This is a genomic window from Streptomyces sp. NPDC002588 (genome assembly GCF_040295925.1).
Lineage (GTDB): Bacteria > Actinomycetota > Actinomycetes > Streptomycetales > Streptomycetaceae > Streptomyces.
In genome coordinates this window covers 65,862-88,055 of the sequence record NZ_JBEOWF010000036.1, presented here as the reverse complement: position 1 = coordinate 88,055, position 22,194 = coordinate 65,862, and the positions used below count along the sequence as shown (strand labels likewise).

The 22,194-nt window shown below is 72.2% G+C and carries 23 protein-coding genes, 1 tRNA gene, 1 other RNA gene and 3 pseudogenes; 14 read left to right on the top strand and 14 right to left on the bottom strand.

The features are described from left to right. Positions 1-8: 8 nt before the first annotated feature. Positions 9-542 (bottom strand): tRNA adenosine deaminase-associated protein, encoded by a 534-nt coding sequence (locus tag ABT057_RS34040; protein ID WP_352347539.1) that lies wholly within the window; start codon positions 540-542, stop codon positions 9-11. Between the two features lie 333 nt (positions 543-875). Continuing rightward, positions 876-1,082 (bottom strand): hypothetical protein, encoded by a 207-nt coding sequence (locus ABT057_RS34035; RefSeq protein WP_352347537.1) that lies wholly within the window; start codon positions 1,080-1,082, stop codon positions 876-878. A 139-nt stretch (positions 1,083-1,221) separates the two neighbouring features. Here ABT057_RS34035 and upp point away from each other — a divergent pair, with 139 nt between their 5' ends. After that, complete coding sequence (upp, locus tag ABT057_RS34030) at positions 1,222-1,857, top strand: uracil phosphoribosyltransferase (RefSeq protein ID WP_352347535.1); 636 nt, start codon at positions 1,222-1,224, stop codon at positions 1,855-1,857. 22 nt (positions 1,858-1,879) lie between these two features. Here upp and ABT057_RS34025 read toward each other — a convergent pair whose 3' ends face one another. Further along, positions 1,880-2,536 (bottom strand): LytR C-terminal domain-containing protein, encoded by a 657-nt coding sequence (locus ABT057_RS34025; RefSeq protein WP_352347533.1) that lies wholly within the window; start codon positions 2,534-2,536, stop codon positions 1,880-1,882. A 113-nt stretch (positions 2,537-2,649) separates the two neighbouring features. Then, entirely contained in the window at positions 2,650-2,946 is a 297-nt protein-coding gene (locus ABT057_RS34020; RefSeq protein ID WP_004943146.1) for a type II toxin-antitoxin system VapB family antitoxin, read from the bottom strand. Positions 2,947-3,211: 265 nt separating this feature from the next. Here ABT057_RS34020 and ABT057_RS34015 point away from each other — a divergent pair, with 265 nt between their 5' ends. Then, entirely contained in the window at positions 3,212-3,775 is a 564-nt protein-coding gene (locus ABT057_RS34015; RefSeq protein ID WP_352347531.1) for a hypothetical protein, read from the top strand. A gap of 20 nt (positions 3,776-3,795) precedes the next feature. On the opposite strand, the gene ABT057_RS34010 is transcribed toward ABT057_RS34015, so the two are convergent. The 3 genes from ABT057_RS34010 to ABT057_RS34000 all read right to left on the bottom strand — a co-directional run bounded on the left by ABT057_RS34010 (position 3,796) and on the right by ABT057_RS34000 (position 5,569). Then, positions 3,796-4,122 carry a hypothetical protein gene (locus ABT057_RS34010; RefSeq protein ID WP_352347529.1) on the bottom strand — a complete coding sequence of 109 codons (327 nt, stop codon included), beginning with the start codon at positions 4,120-4,122 and terminating at the stop codon, positions 3,796-3,798. A gap of 85 nt (positions 4,123-4,207) precedes the next feature. Then, positions 4,208-4,873 (bottom strand): HdeD family acid-resistance protein, encoded by a 666-nt coding sequence (locus tag ABT057_RS34005; protein ID WP_352347527.1) that lies wholly within the window; start codon positions 4,871-4,873, stop codon positions 4,208-4,210. A gap of 66 nt (positions 4,874-4,939) precedes the next feature. Next, complete coding sequence (locus ABT057_RS34000; protein WP_352347525.1) at positions 4,940-5,569, bottom strand: HhH-GPD-type base excision DNA repair protein; 630 nt, start codon at positions 5,567-5,569, stop codon at positions 4,940-4,942. Between the two features lie 130 nt (positions 5,570-5,699). On the opposite strand from ABT057_RS34000, the gene ABT057_RS33995 reads away from it, so the two are divergent. From ABT057_RS33995 to ABT057_RS33975, 5 genes are all read left to right on the top strand, one after another. Further along, positions 5,700-7,829 carry a penicillin acylase family protein gene (locus tag ABT057_RS33995; RefSeq protein WP_352347523.1) on the top strand — a complete coding sequence of 710 codons (2,130 nt, stop codon included), beginning with the start codon at positions 5,700-5,702 and terminating at the stop codon, positions 7,827-7,829. Further along, entirely contained in the window at positions 7,822-8,415 is a 594-nt protein-coding gene (locus tag ABT057_RS33990) for a GNAT family N-acetyltransferase (protein ID WP_352347521.1), read from the top strand. The genes ABT057_RS33995 and ABT057_RS33990 overlap by 8 nt, the downstream gene beginning before the upstream one ends. Further along, a complete protein-coding gene (locus ABT057_RS33985; protein WP_352347519.1) occupies positions 8,412-8,879 on the top strand; it encodes a cupin domain-containing protein in 468 nt (155 codons plus the stop codon). The genes ABT057_RS33990 and ABT057_RS33985 overlap by 4 nt, the downstream gene beginning before the upstream one ends. Next, on the top strand, positions 8,876-9,640 hold the full coding sequence (locus ABT057_RS33980) for an SDR family NAD(P)-dependent oxidoreductase (RefSeq protein ID WP_352347517.1): 765 nt from the start codon (positions 8,876-8,878) through the stop codon (positions 9,638-9,640). Before ABT057_RS33985 ends, ABT057_RS33980 begins: the two co-directional genes overlap by 4 nt. Positions 9,641-9,774: 134 nt before the next feature. After that, entirely contained in the window at positions 9,775-11,652 is a 1,878-nt protein-coding gene (locus ABT057_RS33975) for a copper resistance CopC/CopD family protein (RefSeq protein ID WP_352347606.1), read from the top strand. A gap of 193 nt (positions 11,653-11,845) precedes the next feature. Here ABT057_RS33975 and ABT057_RS33970 read toward each other — a convergent pair whose 3' ends face one another. The 3 genes and pseudogenes from ABT057_RS33970 to ABT057_RS33960 all read right to left on the bottom strand — a co-directional run bounded on the left by ABT057_RS33970 (position 11,846) and on the right by ABT057_RS33960 (position 15,570). Continuing rightward, positions 11,846-12,634 carry a polysaccharide deacetylase family protein gene (locus ABT057_RS33970; protein ID WP_352347604.1) on the bottom strand — a complete coding sequence of 263 codons (789 nt, stop codon included), beginning with the start codon at positions 12,632-12,634 and terminating at the stop codon, positions 11,846-11,848. Positions 12,635-12,768: 134 nt separating this feature from the next. Then, a pseudogene (locus tag ABT057_RS33965) lies at positions 12,769-13,058 on the bottom strand (ATP-binding protein); the annotation flags it as partial. Positions 13,059-13,083: 25 nt separating this feature from the next. After that, positions 13,084-15,570: a helicase-associated domain-containing protein gene (locus ABT057_RS33960; protein ID WP_352347516.1), complete on the bottom strand. Its 2,487-nt coding sequence runs from the start codon at positions 15,568-15,570 to the stop codon at positions 13,084-13,086. Positions 15,571-15,803: 233 nt separating this feature from the next. Here ABT057_RS33960 and ABT057_RS33955 point away from each other — a divergent pair, with 233 nt between their 5' ends. Then, complete coding sequence (locus ABT057_RS33955) at positions 15,804-16,496, top strand: hypothetical protein (protein ID WP_352347514.1); 693 nt, start codon at positions 15,804-15,806, stop codon at positions 16,494-16,496. Positions 16,497-16,526: 30 nt separating this feature from the next. On the opposite strand, the gene ABT057_RS33950 is transcribed toward ABT057_RS33955, so the two are convergent. Continuing rightward, a complete protein-coding gene (locus ABT057_RS33950) occupies positions 16,527-17,495 on the bottom strand; it encodes an NADP-dependent oxidoreductase (RefSeq protein ID WP_352347512.1) in 969 nt (322 codons plus the stop codon). An 80-nt stretch (positions 17,496-17,575) separates the two neighbouring features. On the opposite strand from ABT057_RS33950, the gene ABT057_RS33945 reads away from it, so the two are divergent. Next, positions 17,576-17,956, top strand: a complete 381-nt coding sequence (locus ABT057_RS33945; RefSeq protein WP_352347510.1) for a winged helix-turn-helix transcriptional regulator — start codon at positions 17,576-17,578, stop codon at positions 17,954-17,956. 111 nt (positions 17,957-18,067) lie between these two features. On the opposite strand, the pseudogene ABT057_RS33940 reads toward ABT057_RS33945, so the two are convergent. Further along, positions 18,068-18,217: pseudogene (locus ABT057_RS33940) on the bottom strand (phosphorothioated DNA-binding restriction endonuclease); the annotation flags it as partial. A 193-nt stretch (positions 18,218-18,410) separates the two neighbouring features. Here ABT057_RS33940 and ABT057_RS33935 point away from each other — a divergent pair. The 4 genes from ABT057_RS33935 to ABT057_RS33920 are packed head-to-tail and all read left to right on the top strand — an operon-like array spanning position 18,411 to position 21,297. After that, positions 18,411-19,115, top strand: coding sequence for a response regulator transcription factor (locus ABT057_RS33935; protein ID WP_352347508.1), 705 nt, complete (start codon positions 18,411-18,413; stop codon positions 19,113-19,115). Then, positions 19,112-20,614 (top strand): sensor histidine kinase, encoded by a 1,503-nt coding sequence (locus tag ABT057_RS33930; RefSeq protein ID WP_352347506.1) that lies wholly within the window; start codon positions 19,112-19,114, stop codon positions 20,612-20,614. The genes ABT057_RS33935 and ABT057_RS33930 overlap by 4 nt, the downstream gene beginning before the upstream one ends. 45 nt (positions 20,615-20,659) lie before the next feature. Further along, on the top strand, positions 20,660-21,058 hold the full coding sequence (locus tag ABT057_RS33925) for a hypothetical protein (protein ID WP_352347504.1): 399 nt from the start codon (positions 20,660-20,662) through the stop codon (positions 21,056-21,058). Further along, positions 21,055-21,297, top strand: coding sequence for a hypothetical protein (locus ABT057_RS33920; protein WP_352347502.1), 243 nt, complete (start codon positions 21,055-21,057; stop codon positions 21,295-21,297). The genes ABT057_RS33925 and ABT057_RS33920 overlap by 4 nt, the downstream gene beginning before the upstream one ends. A gap of 263 nt (positions 21,298-21,560) precedes the next feature. Here ABT057_RS33920 and ABT057_RS33915 read toward each other — a convergent pair. Both ABT057_RS33915 and ABT057_RS33910 read right to left on the bottom strand, forming a co-directional pair. Beyond that, positions 21,561-21,738: pseudogene (locus ABT057_RS33915) on the bottom strand (IS701 family transposase); the annotation flags it as partial. A gap of 181 nt (positions 21,739-21,919) precedes the next feature. After that, positions 21,920-22,007, bottom strand: a tRNA-Ser gene (locus ABT057_RS33910). A 72-nt stretch (positions 22,008-22,079) separates the two neighbouring features. Here ABT057_RS33910 and ffs point away from each other — a divergent pair. Continuing rightward, positions 22,080-22,178, top strand: an RNA gene (gene ffs, locus ABT057_RS33905) — signal recognition particle sRNA small type. Positions 22,179-22,194: the final 16 nt, after the last annotated feature.

Here is a 22,194-nt window from a genome sequence, read left to right as displayed (position 1 = left end):
GGGTGCGGTCAGCGGACGGTCTCCAGGACATCGGCGGCGCCCAGGGCATCGGCGATCTCGCCGAGTGCGTCGTCCGACATCGACCTCAGCTCCTTCTCTCCGATGCCGAGGTCGTCGAGGATGCGGGCGTCGCCGACCGGGCCGTGCGGCACCGCGTCGGCCGAGGCGACGCCGTCCGGGGACTCGTCCTCGTCCTCGCCGTCCTCACCGTCCTCGGTGCCGTCGAGGTCGAGGGCGTCCAGGTCGTCGTCACCCGGCTCCCTTCCGAGCAGTTCGTCGGTGAGCAGGAGCTCACCGTACGAGCTGCGGCTGGCGGCAGCGGCGTCGGAAACATAGACGCGCGGGTCGTCCTCACCGTCCACACGGACGATGCCGAACCACGAGTCCTCCTGCTCGATGAAGACGAGGACCGTGTCATCGTCTTCGCCGGCGGATTCCCGGGCCAGGTCGGCCAGATCCGACAGGGTCTCCACATCGTCGAGCTCTGTGTCGCTCGCTTCCCACCCGTCTTCGGTGCGCGCGAGCAGTGCGGCGAAGTACACCGTGACTCTCCCACTGGTCTTAGGCGTGCCGGTTGGGGGTCCCCCCGGCGGAGGTTACGGGCGGAGAGAGCTGTGCTCCGAGCCCCACCCACTCGGAATCGTGGCAGAAACAAGGCGTTCAGGGGACGTCTTCGGCTCCCTGTGTCCGGTGGTTTTGATCGCACGTCCCCGAGAAGGTCCGCGGGCAACTCACCAGCACACTCGTTGCGGCCACTGCGGATCGTACGCGGCTTTCCCGTGCGGCCAAGCATGCCCACCCCCACCGCCACGCGGGACGGTGGCGATCTTCCCCGAACGTCCCAAGTGCCGTACGCCGACGAGCCGATCGTTCGGCTACCAGCGGAATGTGCGCATGCGCATCGCGTGGCGCAGCCGGGCGCTCTTGGCGCGGCGGGGCTGGACCCGGTCGCGCAGTTCGCGTGCCTCGGTCAGCTCGCGCAGGAACCTGTCGCGGCGCCGGCGGCGCTCGGCGTCGGTCTCCCTCGGCGCGCCGGACGGCTCGGTCGGCGTCGGCGCGTCGCGCTCTGGCGGGTCAGGCATAGGCTCACCACCCAGGTCCGTCCCCACCACTTTCCCTCGGTAGAGCGGTTTGATGCCAGCAAACGGCCCAACCGGACCCGCGGCAGGTTCACGGAGTGTGTGGGCGCCGGGCGGGGTGGGCCCGGTTAGTGTTGTGGACATGCGCCTCCACGTCGTCGACCACCCCCTGGTCGCCCACAAGCTCACCACGCTGCGCGACCAGCGCACGGACTCCGCGACCTTCCGCCGTCTGGCCGACGAACTGGTCACCCTGCTCGCCTACGAGGCCACGCGTGACGTGCGCACGGAGCAGGTCGACATCGTCACGCCGGTCGCCGCGACCACCGGCGTGAAGCTCTCCCATCCGCGTCCGCTGGTCGTGCCGATCCTGCGCGCGGGCCTCGGCATGCTGGACGGCATGGTCCGGCTGCTGCCGACCGCCGAGGTGGGCTTCCTCGGCATGATCCGCAACGAGAAGACGCTCGAGGCGTCCACGTACGCCACGCGCATGCCGGAGGACCTCTCCGCCCGTCAGGTGTACGTCCTGGACCCGATGCTGGCCACCGGCGGCACGCTCGTCGCGGCGATCCGGGAGCTGATCAGGCGCGGCGCCGACGACGTGACCGCGGTGGTGCTGCTGGCCGCTCCCGAGGGCGTGGAGCTCATGGAGCGGGAACTCGCGGGCACCCCGGTGACAGTCGTGACGGCCGCCGTCGACGACCACCTCAACGAGCACGGCTACATCGTCCCGGGCCTCGGCGACGCGGGCGACCGCCTGTACGGCGCGGCCGAATAGCTCTCCCGCACGGGCGGGGCTGTCAGCAGCCTTTCTTCGTGCTCGCGCTCGCCGTCGGCTTCGGCGCGGTCAGGGCCGTGAGGGCCTTGGCCGCGTCCGCCTGGGTGCTGAGCGCCTTGAACTCGTCGCCGATGATCAGATCCACCTCGGCGCCCTTGCGGGCCGCGTCGGTGCGGCGCTCCGCGCCGGTGAGCTGGGTGGCGAGGACCGGCAGCGAGGTGTTCAGCGAGGCGGCGGGGCCGAGCAGTATCCCGGTGCCGCCGACCTTCTTGTCGTACTGCTTGCTCGCGTTGCCCACCTCGCCGATCTTGAAGCCGCGCTTCTCCAGCTCGTCCGCGGTGGTCTTCGCGAGCCCGCTGCGGGTGGTGGCGTTGAGGACGTTCACGGTGATCTGCGCGGGCTTCGGGAGCGCGGCCGGTGAGGCGGAGGCCGAGGGGCTCGCCTTGGCCGACTTCACTGCGCAGGACGCGTTGGACCCGGCCGCGGAGGCCGTCCCCCCGCTCCCGGTGAAGACGTCGATGAGCTGCAGCGTGCCCCAGCCCGCCACGCCGAGCGCGGCACCGCAGGCGACGACCACGACGAACAGCCTGCCGCGCCGTCGATGGGGGCGCATACGGGGGTACTTGTCCCCCGTGATCCGGTACTTGCCGCCCATGCCGGGGGGAGTCAGCATGCTCATGGGCGCAGCGTAGTGCGCCTGGGCGGCCGTGACTAATAAAGGATCATCCGACATCGCCCTGGAGAGCGGAAAGAACCCGAAAGGGCCAACCCCGCCGCGGCGGGAGGCCTGCCTCAGTCCAGTTCGAGCACGCGCGCGTGCAGTACCTGACGCTGCTGGAGTGCCGCCCGCACCGCGCGGTGCAGCCCGTCCTCCAGGTAGAGATCGCCCTGCCACTTCACGACATGCGCGAAGAGGTCGCCGTAGAACGTCGAGTCCTCGGCGAGCAGGGTTTCCAGGTCGAGCTGCTGCTTGGTGGTCACCAGCTGATCGAGGCGGACCGGGCGCGGTGCGACGTCCGCCCACTGCCGGGTGCTTTCCCGGCCGTGGTCGGGGTACGGCCGGCCGTTTCCGATGCGCTTGAAGATCACACGGAAAGCCTACCGGCCCAGACCTTCCGGGCGCAGCCATGGCGACGGAGTGCGGCGCCGGAAAAGGCGTGATGAACGCGGGCAAAACGGAAGACGAGGGATCCGTCGAGGAGTGGTGCCTGCGAGATCGTCGCCGGGTACGCCTTCGCCGGTCCGGCCCTCGGTCCGGGCACCCTCCTCCGGGACGGTGCCGGGGATCTCGGTGCCGGGCGCGGCGAACGGCCGGGTACGGGGGAGGGCGGGCGAAGTCGGCCGGAAATGGACGGTGACCGGCCTCCCGGCGGAGTTCCCGCGGGCGGCCGCCGACGGGCGCGGAACCCTCTCGGTCCTCGAGCCGTCCGCCGCCCAGGACGAGCCGCGGCTCTTCTCCGCCGTCCTGATACGGCTGCTCGTCGATTCGCTCGAAAGCGGTAGGCGTGTTCTTCGTCACGCAGTCGTGATGGGCCCCGTCGGCGCCGCCGAACTCGGCCGGGCGGTGTCGGTCTCGCCGTTTCGCGGGCGGTATGCACAGGCTGTGGACAGAGAATCGGTGTTCGAGAGACCGACGGCCGAGCGGGAGGAACCCGGGGCCGCCGTCCGGCGGATGCGGGGCCCGCCGGTCTCCCGCCGGGCCCCGCCTCCGCCCGTCGGTCAGCGGCCTCGTCCCTCCGGCGAAGGCGAAGGCGAAGGCGAAGGCGTCGGTGTCGGCGTCTGCGTCGACGCGGACGTCTGCGTCGGCATCGGCATCTGCCGCGGCTTCGGTGTGCTGCGGACGGCCTCGGCGCGCAGGAGGGCGCGCAGGACCGCGTACGGGTCGGTGGGCATTGCTGTGCTCCTTGTGTCGTGCTGACTGGCCTGTCGTGGGGCCGGTCAGCAGCGCAGGACCACAGTGCGCAGGACCACAGAACGCAGAGTGAGCAGGGCGTACGGCGGTGTGGACGGCGCCGGTCGCGCCGGTGCGGCAGGCCCGCCGGACGCCGGGGCCGGTCTGGGTGCGGGGCGGGGAGGCGCGGCGGGCCGCGGGGCGCACGGAGCCGGTCCGGGGGCCGCCGCCGCGGCGTCGTACTCGACGGTCTCCCCGGCGACGACGGGTGCCGCGGCGAGCTCGGCGGGCGCGCCCGGCAACAGCAGGGCGAGCAGCAGCACGAGCGTCCGCAGCCAGGCGCGGCTGCGGGACGGACGTGCTGTGGTGCTCATGGAGGGTCATCTGCCCACGACACGCCCGTGGTTCAGCACGGTGGGCGCCTGATACGCCCGATCGGCGGACAAGCGGTGCGGGGGTTCACACCGTGTGGGGGACGCGGCGGGCCCGGCTCCGGATGCGCAGCGCCGTGATGGTCTCCACCACGCCGACCGCCACCAGCCAGATGCCGCCCACGAGGGTCAGCACCGTGACCGACTCGAAGGGGGAGTCGATCAGGACGATCCCCGCGACGAAGGTGACGATGCCGAGGAGGATCTGCCAGCCCCGCGCGGGCATGGCGGGGTCGTGGGCGGCGGCGAGGACCTGGGTGACGCCCCGGATCAGCCAGCCGATGCCGATCCACAGGGCGAGCAGCAGGACGGACTGCATGGGGCCGCGGAAGCAGAACAGGCCCAGCAGCAGCGACAGGGCGCCGCTGACGAAGGCGAGGACGCGCAGCGAGGTCGCCTTGTGGGTGCCGAAGGCGGCCGCCAGCTGGAAGACGCCGCTGATCACGAGGTAGAGGCCGAAGAGGATCCCGGCCGCGAGGAGCGTGGCGTCCGGCCAGGCCAGCACCAGGACGCCGAGGACCAGGGAGGCGGCTCCGGTGCACAGGACGACCTGCCAGGCGGCGCGGGACAGGGCGTGCAGGGGGCCCTCGAAGGGCGGTTCGGGCTCGTGTCCGCGGGTGGCACGCGGCGGGGTGTGGACCTTGCGGTCGTCGAAATCCGGCCCCCACGGGGAGCCGGCCGGGGGTTCGGTCATGCACCCCAGCTCAGACCGGGCGCCGGAGGCCCGCCACCCGGCACGGCCAGATGAACCACCTCCGCACTACTTCTCGGCCGTCTTCACTGTCTTCACCGTCTTCGCTGTCCTGGTCTCCTTGGCCGCCTTGGCCGCCGCCTTCATCTCCTGCTTGTGCGCCCGGACCTTGGTCAGCGAGTCCGGGCCGGTGATGTCGGCGACGGACCGGAAGGACCCCGCCTCGCCGTAGGCACCGGCGGCCTCCCGCCAGCCCGTGGGCCGCACGCCCAGCTGTTTGCCCAGCAGGGCCAGGAAGATCTGTGCCTTCTGCTTGCCGAACCCGGGCAGTTCCTCCAGCCGCTTCAGCAGCTCCTTGCCGGTGCCCGCGTCCTTCCACAGGGCCTCGGCGTCACCGTCGTAGTGCTCGACGAGGTACTGGCACAGCTGCTGGATGCGCCCCGCCATGGAGCCGGGGTAGCGGTGCACGGCCGGTTTCTCGGAGAGCAGGGCGGCGAACGACTCCGGGTCCCGGGCGGCGATGTCGTGCGCGTCGAGTTCGTCGGCGCCGAGGCGGTCGGCGATCGTGCGGGGGCCCTTGAACGCCCATTCCATCGGGACCTGCTGGTCCAGCAGCATGCCGGTCAGCGCGGCCAGCGCGGAGCGGCCGAGCAGTTCGTCGGCCTCGGGGTCCTGGGCGAGATGAAGGGTGACGTCCATGCGTCGATGATCCCGCGCGGGCTCTCGGCTCGCGCGCCGGTACCCCAGGGCGTGTGTGCGCTGCCTGGGAACGTACGATTCCCTCGACAGTTGATTAGGTAAGGCTAACCTAAAATGCAAAGGGGTCAGGGTGAGCGCCGAGGTCCACAGAGACGCGTGGGGCGTCCCCCATCTGCGCGCGGACGGGGTGCGGGAACTCGCCCGAGCCCAGGGCCTGGTGACGGCCCGCGACCGGGCCTGGCAACTGGAGGTCGAACGGCACCGCGCCCAGGGGACCTCGGCGTCGTTCCTCGGTCCCGAGGCCCTGGCCTGGGACGTCCTCGCCCGCCGGGCCCGGCTCGCCGACACGGGCCGCCGCTGCCTCGACCGGCTGGAGCGGGAGGACCCGCAGACCGCGGAGTGGATACGGGCCTACGTCGACGGCGTCAACGAAGGCCTGCACGCCACCCCGGAGTTCGGCCGGGCCGGCCTCGCCCCCGGCCGCTGGGAGCCCTGGACCCCCCTCGCCGTCTGGCTCTCGGTCCACATCCTGTTCGCCGGGTTCCCCGCCAAGCTGTGGCGCGAGGAGGCCGTCCGGCACCTCGGCCCGGACGCGGCCGGCCTGTTCGCCACCGACGGCCCCGGCACCTCCGGCAGCAACGGCTGGCTGGTCAGCGGCGCCCGGACCGTCACCGGGCAGGCGGTCATCGCCGGCGACCCGCACCGCTTCATCGAGGACCCCGGCGTCTACCAGCAGATCCGCCTCGCCTGCGACGAGTTCGACGTGGTCGGGCTCGCCGTGCCCGGCATCCCCGGCATCGCCCACTTCGGCCACACCGGCACGGTCGCCTGGGCCATCACCAACGCCATGGCCGACTACCAGGACCTCTACCGAGAACGGCTCCGCCGCACCGGCGCGGGAGTGGAGGCCCTCGGCCCCGACGGGGTCTGGCAACGCGCCGCACGGCACACCGAGACCGTCGAGGTGGCCGGGGAGGACCCGGTGGAGATCGAGGTGATCGAGACACCCCGGGGCCCGGTGATCGCCGGCGGCCCGGAGGGTCTGGAAGGCGGGGTGGTGCCGGAGGGCCCACCCCACGCCTCCGGATCCTCGGCCGTCGCCCCGGCCGCCCCTGGGGAATTCCCGCTCGCCCTCGCCCTCCGCTACCCGCCCCGGGTCACCGCGGACCTCGGCTTCGGCGCCCTCCTCCCCCTCCTCCGGGCCCGCCGGGTCGCCGATGTCGACGCCGCCTTCGACGCGTGGGCCGAACCCGTCAACGTCGTTCAGGCCGCCGACACCGAGGGCGGGCTGCTGCACCGGGTCGCGGGCCGGGTGCCCGTGCGCGCCGAGGCCAACGGCATCCGGCTGGTGCCCGCCTGGGAGCCCGGCCACGAGTGGACCGGCTGGCACGAGATGCCCCGCGCCGGCCTCACCGACGGCGTCGCCGTCATGGCCAACCAGCGCGGACCGGCCGCCGGCCTCGGTGTCGAGTTCGCCCCGCCGCACCGCGCCGACCGGATCCGCGCACTCCTCGCGGAGAAGGAGCGATGGTCCGGCGCCGGCATGGCCGCCGTCCACACGGATACCCACCTCGGATCAGCCGCCTCCCTCCTCGGCCGCCTGGCCGCCCTGGACGGCCTCACCGCCCCGGCCGCCGCCCTCCGCGACCGCCTCCTGGGCTGGGACCGGCGCATGGACGCCGACAGCGAGGACGCGGCGGGGTTCGCCGCCGTCCGCGGCGCCCTCGTCCGCCGGCTCGCCGCCCACCCCGCGCTCGCCGCCCTGGCGACCCCGCCCGCCTACCCCGAGGTACTGCTCCCCTGGCTGGCCCTCCTTCCCCGCGTCGGCTTCGCCCTCGAACACCTCCTGGCCGCCGAGGACCTGTACGGCATCGACCGCGCCGCGCTCGTGCGGGAAGCCGTCGAGGAGGCCGCCGGACGGCCCGCGGCCCGCTGGGGCGACACCCACCGCCTCGCGGCCTGGCGCGCCCTGCCCGACCCGTCGCACGAGGACGAGGGCCCGGCGCTGTCCGGCGACCACGACTGCGTGCTGTGCACCACGACCGTCCCCGGCTGGACCGACCTGGCCGCGCGCGGCCCCGCGGCCCGTTACGTCTGGGACCTGGCCCGCCGCGAGGACAGCCGGTGGATCGTCCCGCACGGCGCGTCCGGCCACCCCGACAGCCCCCACCACCACGATCAGCAGCCCCTCTGGCTCAGGGGCGAGCTGCTCCCGGTCGTCACCGACTGGGCACAGCTGACCAAGGAGAGCGATGTCTGACGTCCATGTCCACGAGGAGGTCGCCGACGGGTTCGGCACCGTCCGCCTCCGTCCGCTCGACCCCGCCGCCGACGCCGCCGTCGTCCACTCCTGGGTCCGAGAGGAACGCGCCGTCTTCTGGGGCATGAACGGCCTGACCCGGCACCAGGTCGCCGAGATCTACGCCCACCTGGCGGGCCTCGACACCCACCACGCCTACCTGGCCGAACTGGACGGCACCCCGGTGGCGCTGCTGCAGACCTACGAACCGGCCGAGGACCGGGTCTGCGAGGTGTACGAGGTCGAGCCCGGCGACATCGGCCTGCACGTCCTCATCGCGCCCCCGGGCGACCGGGGCGCGCTCCCCGGCTGGTCGGCGGCGCTGATGAGCGCCTTCGCGGCGTACGTCCTGCTGGGCCTGGACCGGCGACGGGTCGTGGTGGACCCGGACGTGCGCAACGAGAAGGCCATCGCACGCTTCCTGCGGCAGGGCTTCGAGGCCGGACCGCGGGTCACCCTCCCGGAGATCGACCTGCCGGACGTGCACCTGCCGGAGAAGCGGGCCCAACTGGCGTTCCTGAGGAGGGAGGTAGCCTTCCCGGGGTGACTCCGGATGACCTCGTCGCGCACTACGCACTCGAGCCGATCCCCCGCGAGGGCGGACTGTTCCGTCGAACCTGGGAGGGTGCCGAAGGGCCGGACGGCCGTCCCGCCGGAACCGCCATCGTCGCGCTGATCACCACCGGCGACCACTCGGCCCTGCACCGGCTGCCCAACGACGAGATCTGGCACTTCTACCTCGGCGACCCCCTGGAACTGCTGCTGCTCGCCCCCGACGGGACCTCCCGCACGGCGGTGCTCGGCCCGGACGTCCTCGGCGGGCAGCACCCGCAGCTCACGGTCCCGGCGCACACCTGGATGGGCGCGCGGACCAGGGGCGACTGGACCTTCTTCGGCTGCACCATGGCGCCCGGCTTCACCTACGAGGACTACGAACACGGGGAAGCGGCCGAACTGACGGCGCGTTACCCGGACCGGGCACGTCAGATCGCGGCACTGTGCCGTCCATGACCTTGCTGACGGGCCGGGTGGCCTTGATCACGGGCGCGGGCGGCGGCGTCGGCCGGGGCATCGCGCTGCGTTTCGCGCAGGAGGGCGCGGCGGTGGCGCTGCACTGCCGTACGGCGGTGGAGGCGGCACGCGCCCTCGCGGCGGAGATCGGGGAGACCGGTGAACGGGCCGTCGTCCTGCCCGCCGCCGATCTCACCGCCGAGGACGAGTGCCGCAGACTGGTGGCGCAGGCCGCCGAGTGGGGCGACGGACGGCTCGACGCTCTGGTGAACAACGCGGGCATCCAGCCGGTGCAGGCGCTGGAAGGGATGACGGCGGCGGACTGGCGGGCGGTCGTGGACACCAACCTGACCAGCGTGTTCGCCTGTACCCAGGCGGCGGCCGAGGTGATGAGGGGGCACGGCGGCGGGAGCATCACCCATATCGCCTCGGTCGAGGCGCGGATGCCCGCGCCGGCCCACGCCCACTACTCCGCCTCCAAGGCGGCGGTCATGATGCACGCCCGCGCGGCCGCGCAGGAGTACGGCCCGTACGGCATCCGCGTGAACACCGTCTCGCCCGGCCTGATCGAGCGGGAGGGGCTGGCGGAGGCCTGGCCCGAAGGGGTGCGGCGGTGGCGGGAGGCGGTCGCGGTCGGCCGGCTGGGCCGCCCGGAGGACGTCGGCGACGCCTGTGTGTTCCTGGCGTCGCCGCTGGCCTCCTGGGTGACCGGGCACGATCTGGTGGTCGACGGCGGGGCCACGGCACGGCCCACCTGGTGAACCGGATGCCGTGTGCATCCGTACACAACCCCGAGCACACGACTTACGAGTCTCGGGCAAGACGGAGCGGTGACGTGAGCGAAGGGCGCGATGACGGACGAGACGGCAGTGGACGACGGCGACTTCAAGGGCTGGTGCTGCTGGGCACCGTGCTGGTCCTGCTCCTCCTCGGAGGCGGGCCGGCCTCGGCGCACGCGGCCCTCCGCTCCACCGACCCTGCCGACGGAAGCGTCGTCAAAACCTCCCCACGCAGCATCACCCTCACCTTCACCGAGTCGGTAGGCCTGCTCGACGACTCCTTCCGGCTCCTCGACCCCAAGAACCAACGCGTCGAACTGGGCGGTTCGGCGCACGCGGAGGACCGTGCGGACACCGTGCGGGTCCAGGTGCCGAAGAAACTCGGCACCGGCACCTTCACGGTGGCCTGGCGGGTCGTGTCGGCCGACAGCCACCCCGTGTCCGGCGCGTTCACCTTCTCCGTCGGCAAGGCCTCCCCGACCACTGCGGTGCTGCCCAGCGGCGGGAGCGACAACCCGGCCACCGACGGCCTCTACAACATCGGCCGCTACCTCGCCTACCTGGCGGCGGCCCTCCTCGTCGGTACGGCGGCCTTCGTGGCCGTGTGCCGCCCGCCGGACACCCGGCCCCTGCGCAGGCCGCTGCTGATCGGCGGCTGGGCGCTGACCGGGTCGACCGTCTTCCTGTTCTTCCTGCGCGCCCCCTACGAGGCGGGCACCGGCCCGGCGGGGGCCCTGGACCCGTCCGGCCTGACCCGCACCCTGGACGGCCGCCCGGGCCTCGCCCTGCTCGCGCGCCTCCTGCTGGTGGCCGCCGCGGCCGCCCTCCTCCTGCGACAGCGCAAACGCCCCGAGCCGACCCCCGCGGCCCTGGTGCTGGGCACGGTCCTCGCGGTGGCCCTCGCGCTGACCTGGGCCGGCGCCGAACACGCGTCGGCCGGTATCCAGGTCCCGCTGGCGATGACCTCCTCGGTGCTGCACCTGCTGGCCATGGCGGTGTGGCTCGGCGGTCTCGTGGCCCTGATCACCCTGCTGCCCCGCGCGTCCGTCCCCTCGCGCGTGGTCACCCGCTTCTCCCGGGTGGCCGGGATCGCGGTCACCGTCCTGGTGGTGACCGGCGTCTACCAGTCCTGGCGCGGCCTCGGCTCGGTCTCGGCGCTCACCGGCACGACGTACGGCCGGGTGCTGCTCGCGAAGCTGGCGGCGGTGATCTTGTTGCTGGCGGCGGGGGCGTGGTCCCGGGCCACGGTAACCCGGCAGGTCAATCTGACGAGGGAGCGGAGGGTGACGGTGGAGGCGGCCGCACAGAAGGAGGCCAAGGTGCTGGAACCGGTACGGGTGGGCCGAGCGTCGGCCGCCGAGGAGTCGTCGGACACCGTTGTGTCGGAGACAGTGCCGGCCACCGCCGGTTCCCCCGAACCCGCGGGCGCCGCCGACGCGCCGGAGCCCGCGGCCCCGCCCGCCGGACCCGGGCCGAAGACCCCGCCCCTCACGCCCGCCGAGTCCGCCCACAGCAGGGCCCTGCGGCGCTCGGTCCTCCTCGAGGTCGCGGTCTCCGTCGTCGTCCTCGTTCTCACCACGATCCTGACGGGCACCCTGCCGGGCAGGGCGGCGGCCGAGGCGGCGACGACGCAGGCGACCGGCGGGCTGCCCGTCGCCTCCGTCACGACGATCCCCTTCGACCTCGGCAAACCCGGTCTGCGCGGCAAGGTGCAGATCACCCTCGACCCCGGCCGGGTCGGCGACAACTCCGTCCAGGCGGTCGTCTACGGGCCCGACGGCGGCTTCGTCACCATCCCCGAACTGCGGCTGTCCTTCACCCTCCCCAGCCAGGACGTCGGCCCCCTCGACGCCGAACTCACCGACCGCGGCGGCTACTGGGCCTCCGACGATCTCAACCTGCCGATCCCCGGCATCTGGGAGATGAAGGCGACGATCCGGGTCTCGGACATCGACCAGATCAGCGAGACGGCGGACGTACCCATCCAGCGCTGACCGACCGGCCCCCGACCGCGGGGGCGGGCGATCAGGCGGCCGTGGAAGACCTGGGCGGTGTGCCACGCGCGGCGGCCAGCCACGACGGGATCGGCTCCCGGTTGCGGTCCGATGAGCATCCCCACCTGCTGGATCTCGGCCCGAGCCGGGTGGACTCCCGCCCCGGCCGCACACCGAGCCGCCCCGGCTGAGGTCACCGCACGGGGAAACCGAAGGAGTAACCCTGCTGCTTCAGCCACGGCAGGATCTCGCGCAGGGCGGCCACGGTCTCGGAGCGGTCGCCGCCCGCGTCGTGGAAGAGCAGGGTCGGGCCGTTGGGGAGTTCGCTCTTGACGGTGGCGATGATGGCGTCCGTACCGGGGCGCTCGAAGTCCTTGGAGTCGACGTTCCAGCCGAGCGGACGCATGCCACGGGACGCGGCGAGCCGACGGCTGTAGGGGGTGAAGGCGCCTCCCGGGGCCCGGTAGTACATCGGGCGGACGCCCCCCGACGCCTTGGTGATCATTTCTTCGGCGTCCAGGATCTGCTGTGACTGGTAGGCCTCGGACTGCTTGTCCATGGTGACGTCGTGCGAGACCGAGTGGTCACAGAGCCGGTGCCCGGCCGCCACGACCGCCTTGACCATGTCCGGGTGGGCCTGGGCCTGCGTGCCGACCATGCAGAACGTGGCCTTCACCCCGTTCTCCCGCAGCACCTCCAGCACCTGCGGAGTCCAGGAGGGGTCCGGTCCGTCGTCGATGGTGATGTTGACGCTACGAGCGCCTCCGTCCGAGGCGTGCACTATCTCCGCCGACACAGCCTTCAGGTCCTTCGTCCCGGTGTGCGACTTGGCGGGATGGGCGGAGGCGCCCGCCCGGGCGGTCCCCGTCTCGGCGGAACTGAGCTGCGCGCCCCCCACCGAGGCGATGGCGGCCACCGCGGTCACCGCGACCGCCGTCGCGAGCACCTTGCCGTACCAACCCCGCCCGCCGCTTCGCCTCATGTCCTCTGTTCCTTTGTTCCTTGCCGCCGCTGTCGTCCGTGCATTCGACAAGACGGAGCAGGTGGGCCCCCGGATCCCGCCGTTACCGATCACGGACGATTCCGCGGGGATCTCGCGACGACCGATGGCAACCGACGACACAACGGCCCCGATCGACGACCACGTCGTTGCCGCGGGTCCAGCAGCCGCCGATCGCCGGGGCGGCGGGCGGTCAGGACGTCCCGTGACTCGGGTGAGAGCGGTGTGGGCGATGTTGCCGGCGGCGCGCGATGTCGGTGAAGGTCCGCTCCCCGCTTCCGATGGCCCGCAGAAACTCCCAGCTCATCGCCTGGGGCGGCAACTTCGCGGCCAGTGACCGCTCGGCGGAGACCAGCAGTGCCGGGATCGGGTTGTCCAGCGAGTCCCGGAGGAACTCCCGGACATCGTCGAGCAACTCCGTCAGTTCGTCCTCAGCCGTGCCACCCGCCGCGGTCTGGCGATGTCACCTGCCATCCCCCCTCTCGTTCGGGCATGACGCTCATGACGCTGTGGATGCGGGAGAGGGTGAAGACGCGCTCGGCATCCCGAAGGTGGCACCAGGCCTCGAGGTGGGGCGGGTCGAGCTCGAGGCCGCTCAGGGTGCGCACGGTCCGGTTGCCCGAGGCGGCGACGTACTCGACGGTGATGTCCTGACCGGCGTCGATGGCATGCGCGAGCTGACGGACGTCGCTGTACGGCAGGCGCTTCGCCCACCCCGCGACGATCTCCTCGGTGTCCGTGGCGAAGGGCGCACCTCCCTCGAACGGCGCCGGATCGGGAATCCGCGGCGGGGCGGCCAGCAGCCGGGCCGCCAAGGCGGCCGGGTCGACGGCGGCGGGCGCCTTCGCCGCACGCGTGGCGGCGATCCGGCCGCTGCCCGTGCCGCTGGTGCCGCGCGGAGCCGGAACGGAAGCGGCGGCCCGCCTGGGCCGGGCTCCCTCGATGCGCACCGTGCCCTCGGCCGTCTCGGCGACAGGGGCGTATCCCTCGGCCCGGAGCGCGGCGAGAGTCGTGTCGAGCGGGCTGCGGCTGATCAGCACCGTCGGCGCCAGCTGCCGCAGCCCGAGCTTGGCGAGCTTGCGGTGGGCGGCGAGTTCCGCCAGGAGCGGGGGATCGTCGCCGTGGAGGACGCAGGCGGCGGGGGCGACGCGCACGCGCCCGTGGCCGCGCGCGGTGTCGGCGATCAGGTACGACAGCGGTTGTGGCAGAGGCCCGGCGGCGACAGCGGCCAGGTCGGCTGTGATGTCGTCGGGGATGCGGCCGGCGTCCAGAGCCCGGCGGATGCTGCCCGCGCTGAACCGCCACACCACTGCCGTGCCGCCGGTCTCCCGGTCGGCGACGGAGTCCAGGAGCGCGGCCAGCCGCGCGGACGGTGTGCCGGTGACGACGGCGGTCAGGTCGGCGCCGATCCGTGCTGTCGAGGTGGCCGGGGGCAGCAGCCGTCGGCAGGTGGTGCCCAGCTCTGGGATGTCGTCGGCCCACAGGTGCGCGCCGAGCGGGGACAGGGCACCACGAGCGAGCACACCGAGCAGTTCGGCCTCACGGATCACGGCGGCGAACGGCGTTCCGTCCTGGGGCGACGAGTCGGCGAGTGGTCTGTGCCAGGCGATCAGGGGCCCCATGTCCGATGCGACCGTCAGGCCCTGCCCTGTCGGGAGCCGCGCTGCTGCGGCCAACAGCCCGTGGCGGGCCTGCACGCAGCCGCTGCAGGGCGGTGCTCCCGCGAGAACGGGAAGCGCCTTTTCGTCCTCGTCACGTGCCCGGGTGGGCGTGAGCGGCAGGTTCCGCCACGCCTGAAGCAGTACGGCGAACTGCTCCGGGGGTTCCTGTTCCGCCCAGGCGTCGTACCCCTCGGTGGGCGCCACACGATCGCCGTCCCGCTCCAGCAGCCCGGCAGCGTACGCGGTCTCCAGGACGAGGCGGACGACGGCGTCGTCGGCCCGGGCGGCTTTGCCGATCCGGGCCAGTTCCCGCGCACCGACCCCACCGGACTTCAGCCGGGCCGGCGCGGCCGCCGAGCAGGCCGACAGAACCGAGACGGCATGGGCAGCGAAAGCCGAGGCCACGGCTGACGCCTCGCGATCCACCTCCGCCAGGGTGACGGGCGCCCGTCGCGGGGAAGGCGGGACGGGTTCGAACGGTGCGTGCCAGCCGGGCCCGCGCAGCGCGAGCGCCACCTCGGCAGGCATCCGGGCCGGACCGTAGCGGTGCCGGTCCTCGATCAGGAGTCCCCGTTCCAGCGCCCACCGGGCGCCCGGTTCGAGGCCGGGGCCCGCATGCCCGAACATGATGAACCGCGGGTGCTCCCCCGGCGCAGCCCCCGCTCGGTGTTCGAGCAGTTCCCGGGCAGCCGCGGGGGCCTTGGCGACCACTGAGGCGATCTGCCCCGGGTCGCTGTGGTGCTCCACCAATACGGACAGCCGCTGCGCCTTGGTGCCCGGCGGTTTGACTCCCAGTGCCGCCAGCATGCCGCGCAGCTCGTCGGAGGTCGTGCCCTCGAGTAGTTCCTCCAGCGGGGCATCCAGCCCCAGAGGCGTGTCCCACGCCTGCCGCAGTGGTCCGGCCATGTGGAGTCTTCCCGTGCCGTCCGGCCAGACCAGAGCGTGATCGGCCAACTCCTCCAGCACAGACGCCAGTTCGCGAGCGGTTTCGTCCGTCGCTCCCAGCAGTTCCGCCAGCGCAGCGGGCGACGCGGGCGCATCCAGTGCCGCCAGCGCCTCGGCCACCTGGAGGTGCGGCAGCGTGAGCCGCGGCAGGGCCAGCGCCACCGATCCCGGGCGCTGCAGACGGTCCGCCAGTTCCCCCACCGAGCGCGGCTCCGGCGGGGACACGGCGTCCTTCCGCGTCCCGAGTACGCGTGTCAGACGGGAGGCGTCGAGGCCGCCCAGCCATGTTGCCAGCGTTGCACGGGACTTCATGCGGGTGCACCTCACCGGACCAGGGAGTGTCGCAGCGGGACCGGAGCCAGGTCCCGGGTCCAAGGATGGCGTATCCCCGTGATCCGCGTGCGCCCCAGGAGGGCAGGTCACCCCTCCTGGGGACAGCCATGAACGCCGGTGAACGGGACGGAAACCGCCCGGGATGCCGGGCGATCGGATGTGTCGTAGCGTCAGTAATGAATACCTTTGTTTCCCGGGCCGGGAGAACAGTTATGTCCGGACGCATGATGTCGCTGGCCGTGACTTCCGCCGTGGTCTTTGCCTTCACGTCCTACTGGCCATCCGTGGCGACTCCAGAACATGGCGTACCGCCCCAGTCCGTCTCGGCACTTGACCGAGGGGACCCGGAAGACCCGACCGTTCTCAAGCCGATGAGCGAGGACATATTCGGTCGCTGGTGCAAGGATCAAGGCTACGCAGGAGCGACACTGGCCACCGACAGGCAGCCGGTAGACGCGTATTCGATCCGTTGCCAAGAGAACGACGGGACTCCCTACCCCCGGGAAGTCACCGACTGGGGAGAAATCAACCGCATGGTGGAAGATGCCTGCGGATGGCAGTACACAGGGTTCTTCGGTCAGAGATACACCGATCGACTGACCAATATGTACGGGACGTTCTCCGTTTGGCAGTGCGCCAAATACGGATCCAATGCCGGAGCCCCGGACTTCGAGAAATGGTGTCAGTCGACGAACGCTTTCCCCCGGCTCGTCAATCGCGGACCATCGAGCAGCCGGTACCCCGCGTACAGATGGGCCTGTGCCCGCCCGTCCGGAGCCAGGCCACAGCCCATCTCGGTGGACGCGGTGTGCGAGCAGCAATACGGCGAGGACTCCCTCGCCGACCTCGACGACGCGTACGGCCGAGAAGTGGACGAAGCCTGGGGGTGCTTCTACTACCAGTGAGGAACGGGCTTCGCCCCCCTCGTGCCGACATCATCGAGACGTAGTCGGACACTCACGGGGACTGCTGGAGTCGACGGTGAGGACGAGCTTGCCCTGGAGGTGACCGCCGTCGAGCAGCCGGTGGGCGTCGGCGACGCGCTCGAACGGGAACGTCTCCTGCACATGGACCCGGAGCCTGCCCTGTTCGACCAGATCGACGAGACCGCGCAGGCCGACCGGATCGGGATCGACCGCGATGCCGCTGAAGCGCATGCCGGCCGCCTCGCACTTGGCGATGAGCTCCGAATCCTCCTCGGCGACCGCCGTCACCAGGTGACCGCCCGGGCGGAGCACGCCGATCGACCGCTCGACGGTGTCGCCGCCGATCGTGTCGAGCACGACATCGATGTCGCGGACCGCCTCGGTGAAGTCGACCGCCGTGTAGTCGATCACCTCGTCGGCGCCGAACCCCTCGACGAGCTTCCGCTTGCTCCCGCCGGCGGTCGCGATCACGTACGCGCCGAACGCCTTCGCGATCTGGATCGCGACGTGACCGACCCCGCCACCACCGCCGTGGACCAGAACACGGTCGCCCTCGGTCACGCCGCCGAGGTCGACGAGGCCCTGCCACGCCGTCAGCCCGACGAGCGGCAGCGCCGCCGCCTCGACGTGCGAGAGCGACGCCGGCTTGCGCACCAGGTGCAACGCCGGCGCCGACACGACCTCGGCGTACGCGCTCGCCGCCCGCGGGAAGAGCGGCATCCCGAACACCTCGTCGCCGGGCCTGAACCGCCACGTCTGCGGCGACTCCCCGACCACGCCGCTGATGTCCCAGCCGAGGACGAACGGCGGCCGGCCGATCAGCGGGAACTCGCCCGCGCGCAGACGCGCCTCCAACGGGTTCAGCCCGATCGCCTTGACGCGGACGAGAACCTCGGTCGGAAGGGGCTGAGGCTCGGGCGCGTCCACGACGGTGAGCACATCGGGACCGCCGAGCGTCTCCTGGGTGATGACTCGCATGACTCTCCTGGCTTTCCTTGGAGGGGAGGAGAGAACCCAGGCTAGGATTTTGACAGGAACCGGCAGGTACCTTTGGCGCCATGAGCGGTTTTGGTCCCGGGGATCCCTTTCTCGCCGACTGCCCGGCGCGTCTGGCGGTCGAGCTCATCGCCGACAAGTGGACGGTGGTCGTGCTCTACGGCCTCAGCAAGGGCCCGGTGCGCCATGGCGAGCTGATCGAGCTGATCGGCGGCATCTCCCGCAAGATGCTCACCCAGACGCTCCGACGGCTCGAGGCGCACGGACTCGTCCGCCGCCACGCCTACGCCGAGGTGCCGCCCCGCGTCGAGTACGAGCTCACCCCGCTCGGGGCGACGCTGATCGATCCGATCCACACGCTGACCGAGTGGGCGAGGGAGAACGGCGACGCGGTGCTCGATGCGCTCGACGCCGATCCCGAGCCGGCCGCCCAAAGCGACTGACCGCCGGCGCGCCATCACTGTTGACGCGGTTGACCTTGCGTGCCGCGAACTCCTGGTGCGTGAACGGCTTTGCAACGGCGAGGTGCCCACCTACAAGGTGCCACCAGGCGATCAGCTCACGGTGGCCGGGCGCGAGGTGGCGTGGAAGACCTGCTCGGCGTGCCAGACGCGGTGAGCCGCCGTGACGGGTCGGGTACCCGGCTGAGGGCCGAGCAGCGGGCAGCCGACGAGCGCTGTCACGTGTTCGCGTGATCGTTTGCTCCCTGCTCCCTGCTCCCTGTGGTTTTCCGCCCGCGTCAGAGGCGGCGCATTCCGTTCCGGCAGGGCACCGTAGGGGCGGTTCTTGTGGATTTCTTGTGGGCGGAACGGCCGGTTCGCCGGGTGTGCGCGTCCCGTAGCATCGCGGCCGTGGACCGGCTCTCCCTGGTGGCGAGGACGGGGTAAGGAGGCGCGGATGGCGGCTGCGAACGGGCAGGTATTGGTGGTCGACGACGACCCTGCCATCCGGCGTTCACTGGAGCGGGGACTGCGTCTCAACGGCTTTTCCGTGGCCTTGGCGGACGGTGGCCGGACGGCTCTGGCCGAGGTGCGCGACCGGCCGCCGGACGTGGTGGTGCTGGACATCTCCATGCCCGGTCTGACCGGGATCGAGGTGTGCCGGACGCTGCGGGAGGACGGGAACGACGTGCCAGTGCTGATGCTGTCGGCTCTCGACGAGGTGTCCGACCGGGTCGCCGGGCTGCAGGCCGGCGGCGACGACTACCTCGTCAAGCCCTTCGCGCTGCAGGAACTGGTCCTGCGGCTGCACGCCCTGCTGCGGCGCCGTCCACCGACGACCACCGACCGGGTGCGGGCCGGCGGTCTGGTTCTCGAACCCGCCACCCGTGAAGTGCACCTGGACGGCGAGCAGTTGACGCTCACCCGCCGCGAGTTCGAACTGCTGGAGGTCCTGGCCCGCAACGCGGGCATCGTGCTCAGCCGCGACCAGTTGCTGGACCGCGTCTGGGGCTACGACTTCGAGGTGCGCACCGACGCCGTGGACACTTTCGTCAGCTATCTGCGGCGCAAGCTGGAGGCCGACGGCCGGCCCCGGATCCTGCACACCGTGCGCGGCATCGGCTTCGTCCTGCGGGACTGCCGTGACGAAGGGGCCTCATGAGGCTGTCCACCCGGATCGCCCTCGCGGTCGGCGCCACCGTTCCGCTGCTGGTGCTCGCCTGCGGTGCGCTGCTGCTCCGGCTGGTCACCGGCGACCTGCACCAGGAGCAGGACACCCAGCTGCGGGAACGCGCGGCGGCGGTGACGAAGGACGCGCGGGCGCTGCTGCGGGCCACCGCGGCCGACCGGCCGGACGCGGTGGAACAGGCCCGGCAGCGGCGGCTGTTCACCTCCGCCCTGGACGTGGGCATCCGGCTGACCGGCCCCGGCGGCACGGTCTCCGGCGGACCCCAGCCCGATCCGTCGGTGCCCCTGCCGGACGACGCGGACGCGCCCGTCACGGTACGTACCGGCGGCGCGAGCTGGCGGGTGCTGGCGGTGCCCGTCGTCGTACGCCTGCCCGCGGCTCACGGCACCTTGTGGCTGTTCTCCCCGGACACCGCGAGCCAGGCCCAGCTCCGACTGGTCCGCAGACGTGTGATGAGCGTGGCGCTGATCGCCGCACCGCTCTCGGGCGCCCTCGTCTGGGCCGTGGCGGCCGGTGCCGCCCGGCCGCTGCGGCGCCTCCAGCTCCGTACCAGCGGCCTTGACCCCCGCACCAGCACCGCCCGCCTGGACCACACGCCCTCCGGGATCGCCGAAGTCGACGACCTCGCGGGCACCCTGCAGACGGTGCTGGCCCGGTACGACCAGCAGGTCGCACGCACCACCGAGGCGCTGGAGACCGCCCGCTCCTTCTCCGCAGCCGCCTCGCACGAACTGCGCACTCCGCTGATGAGCATGCGCACCAATCTGGACATCCTCGCCGACTACCCCGACCTGGCGGACGCCGAACGGTCCGAGGTGCTGGAGGACCTGCGGCGCGAGCACGCACGGCTGCTGGGTCAGCTGGTGATGCTCAGGGCCCTTGCCCAGGGGGACCTGGTCGAAGCGGACGCATTCGGACCGGTCGATCTCATGGAGGTGGTGGACGCGTCGGTCGCGGACCTGCGCCGCAGGCACTCCGACGCGAAGATCGCGGTGCACGGCACCCTGGGGCTGCGGGTGTACGGATGGGAGCAGGGGCTGCGCTCCGTGGTGGACAACCTCCTGGCCAACGCATGGGCGCATGGCCGGTCCGACGGCGAACCGGCCCGGATCGAGGTGACCCTGCGCCCCTCGCGCCCGCCGGGTCTGCCGGTTGCGGTGATCACGGTCGAGGACCGGGGGCCGGGTATCGCCCCCGCGCTGCGGGACGCCGTCCTGCGGCGCTACCACCGCCGCCCGGACAGCCCCGGGTCGGGCCTCGGCCTCACCCTGATCGACCAGCAGGTCGCCCTGCACCGCGGCAGCATCGCCATCCTCGACCGCTCCGACGGTCAGCGCGGCGCCCGTTTCGAGGTACGCCTCCCCGCGTTGGGATCCGGCACCGCGGACGCGGAGACCACCCTGCCGATGCTGCGCAGGGACTGGCTGGCCGGGGCCGCAGCCCCACAAGAATCCCACAAGGACGACTCCTAGCTTCCTCCCCGACAGGCACCATGCCTGACCGGAAGGAAGCACACCATGCAGCGCACGAAGACCGTTGCCGTGGCGCTCACCGCCACGGCCGCCCTGCTCACCGCGGCAGGCACCGCCACGGCCGACGACACAACCCCGACCCCGAGTGCGACGGTGCAGGGGGACGGCGCCCAGGTGTTGTGCAAACGCGCCCCGAAGATCGACAAGCGGATCGACCGAGCCCTGAACAGGCTGAACGGGCCGGCCGACGCCCGTGGCTCCATCGCACGGCTCGAACAGCGCGTCGCAGCCGCCAGGACGGCCGGCCACGACCAGATCGAGACCTACCTCAACGACAGGCTCACGTTCCGCAAATCCCTCGTCCCCATGCTCCAGCAGCGCAAGAAGGACCTGGCCCAGGTCACGACCTGGTGCGCCGCCAACAACGACGGAGCCTCGGCATGACCCGCCGGATCCGGCCTCGGGTCCTGGTCACGGCAACGCTGCTCTGCGCCGTCCTCGCCACCGGCTGCGCCGGACATGCCGGCACAAGCGGCACCGCCCAGCCGCCCACCGGCTCCTCACCGTCGGCCACCACCACCCCGGCACCCTCGTCCTCCGAACTCGCCCGGCTCACCCACCTCGTGGACACCGCGGAGTCCGCCGCGAACGCCGCGGACTCCGACGCCGCAGCGAATGGATGACCCCGCCGCCGACGAAGTCGCACATCCGCGGGACATGACCCTCCCCAGCGGCGGCCTTCCGGTGCCGCGCTGGTCACGGCCGACCAGACGAGTCATCTCGTGCAGTGTTGCCGGCCAAGTCGCGCCCCGCGACCGCGATGCTCAGCGGGCGTGCCGAGATGTCAGGTTCAACGGCGTGCCAGTCGGTCTCCGGGTGGTCGGGCGGCGCTGTCGCGCGGCAGCCGGATGACCATCCGTGTCCCTCCGGCGAGGCTCCGAGAGGGCCGTGCCGCTGCCGCCGCGGCCGGCTCCGGCTCGGTCGCGAAGACGACATCCTCGCCGAGCTCCACCGCCCGGCAGCGGTCGGGAGGACCACGGGAGGTAGATTTCCCGGTCCACCGCCGCATGGCCTCGGGTACCCGCGTAGACGAGGTGGACGGCGACCTGGGAGTTCTCGATCCGTGTGGGGAACCTGCTGGAAGCGGAACGCGCCTTCCGCACGATGAAGTCGACCTTGGCCCTTCGGCCGGTCTACCACCGCCTGGACGAGGGCATACCGCCCACGTGCTGCTGTGCCGGAGGACAACGTCGAAGGGCCCCACCGCGAGGTGGGGCCCTTCGACGTATTGCCCGGTGAGAGCAATGGCGGAGGATACGAGATTCGAACTCGTGAGGGGTTGCCCCCAACACGCTTTCCAAGCGTGCGCCCTAGGCCTCTAGGCGAATCCTCCGCCGGAAACATTACATGACCGAGAGGAGTGCTCGCGAACTCGTTCCCGCCGGTCGGGATCGGGTACTGTTTGGGCAGCCCCTCACGCGGCGCTATCTGACTGAACTCCCCCAGGGCCGGAAGGCAGCAAGGGTAGGTCGGCTCTGGCGGGTGCGTGGGGGGCGCTTGCGTTCCCCCGGCCGGACCGG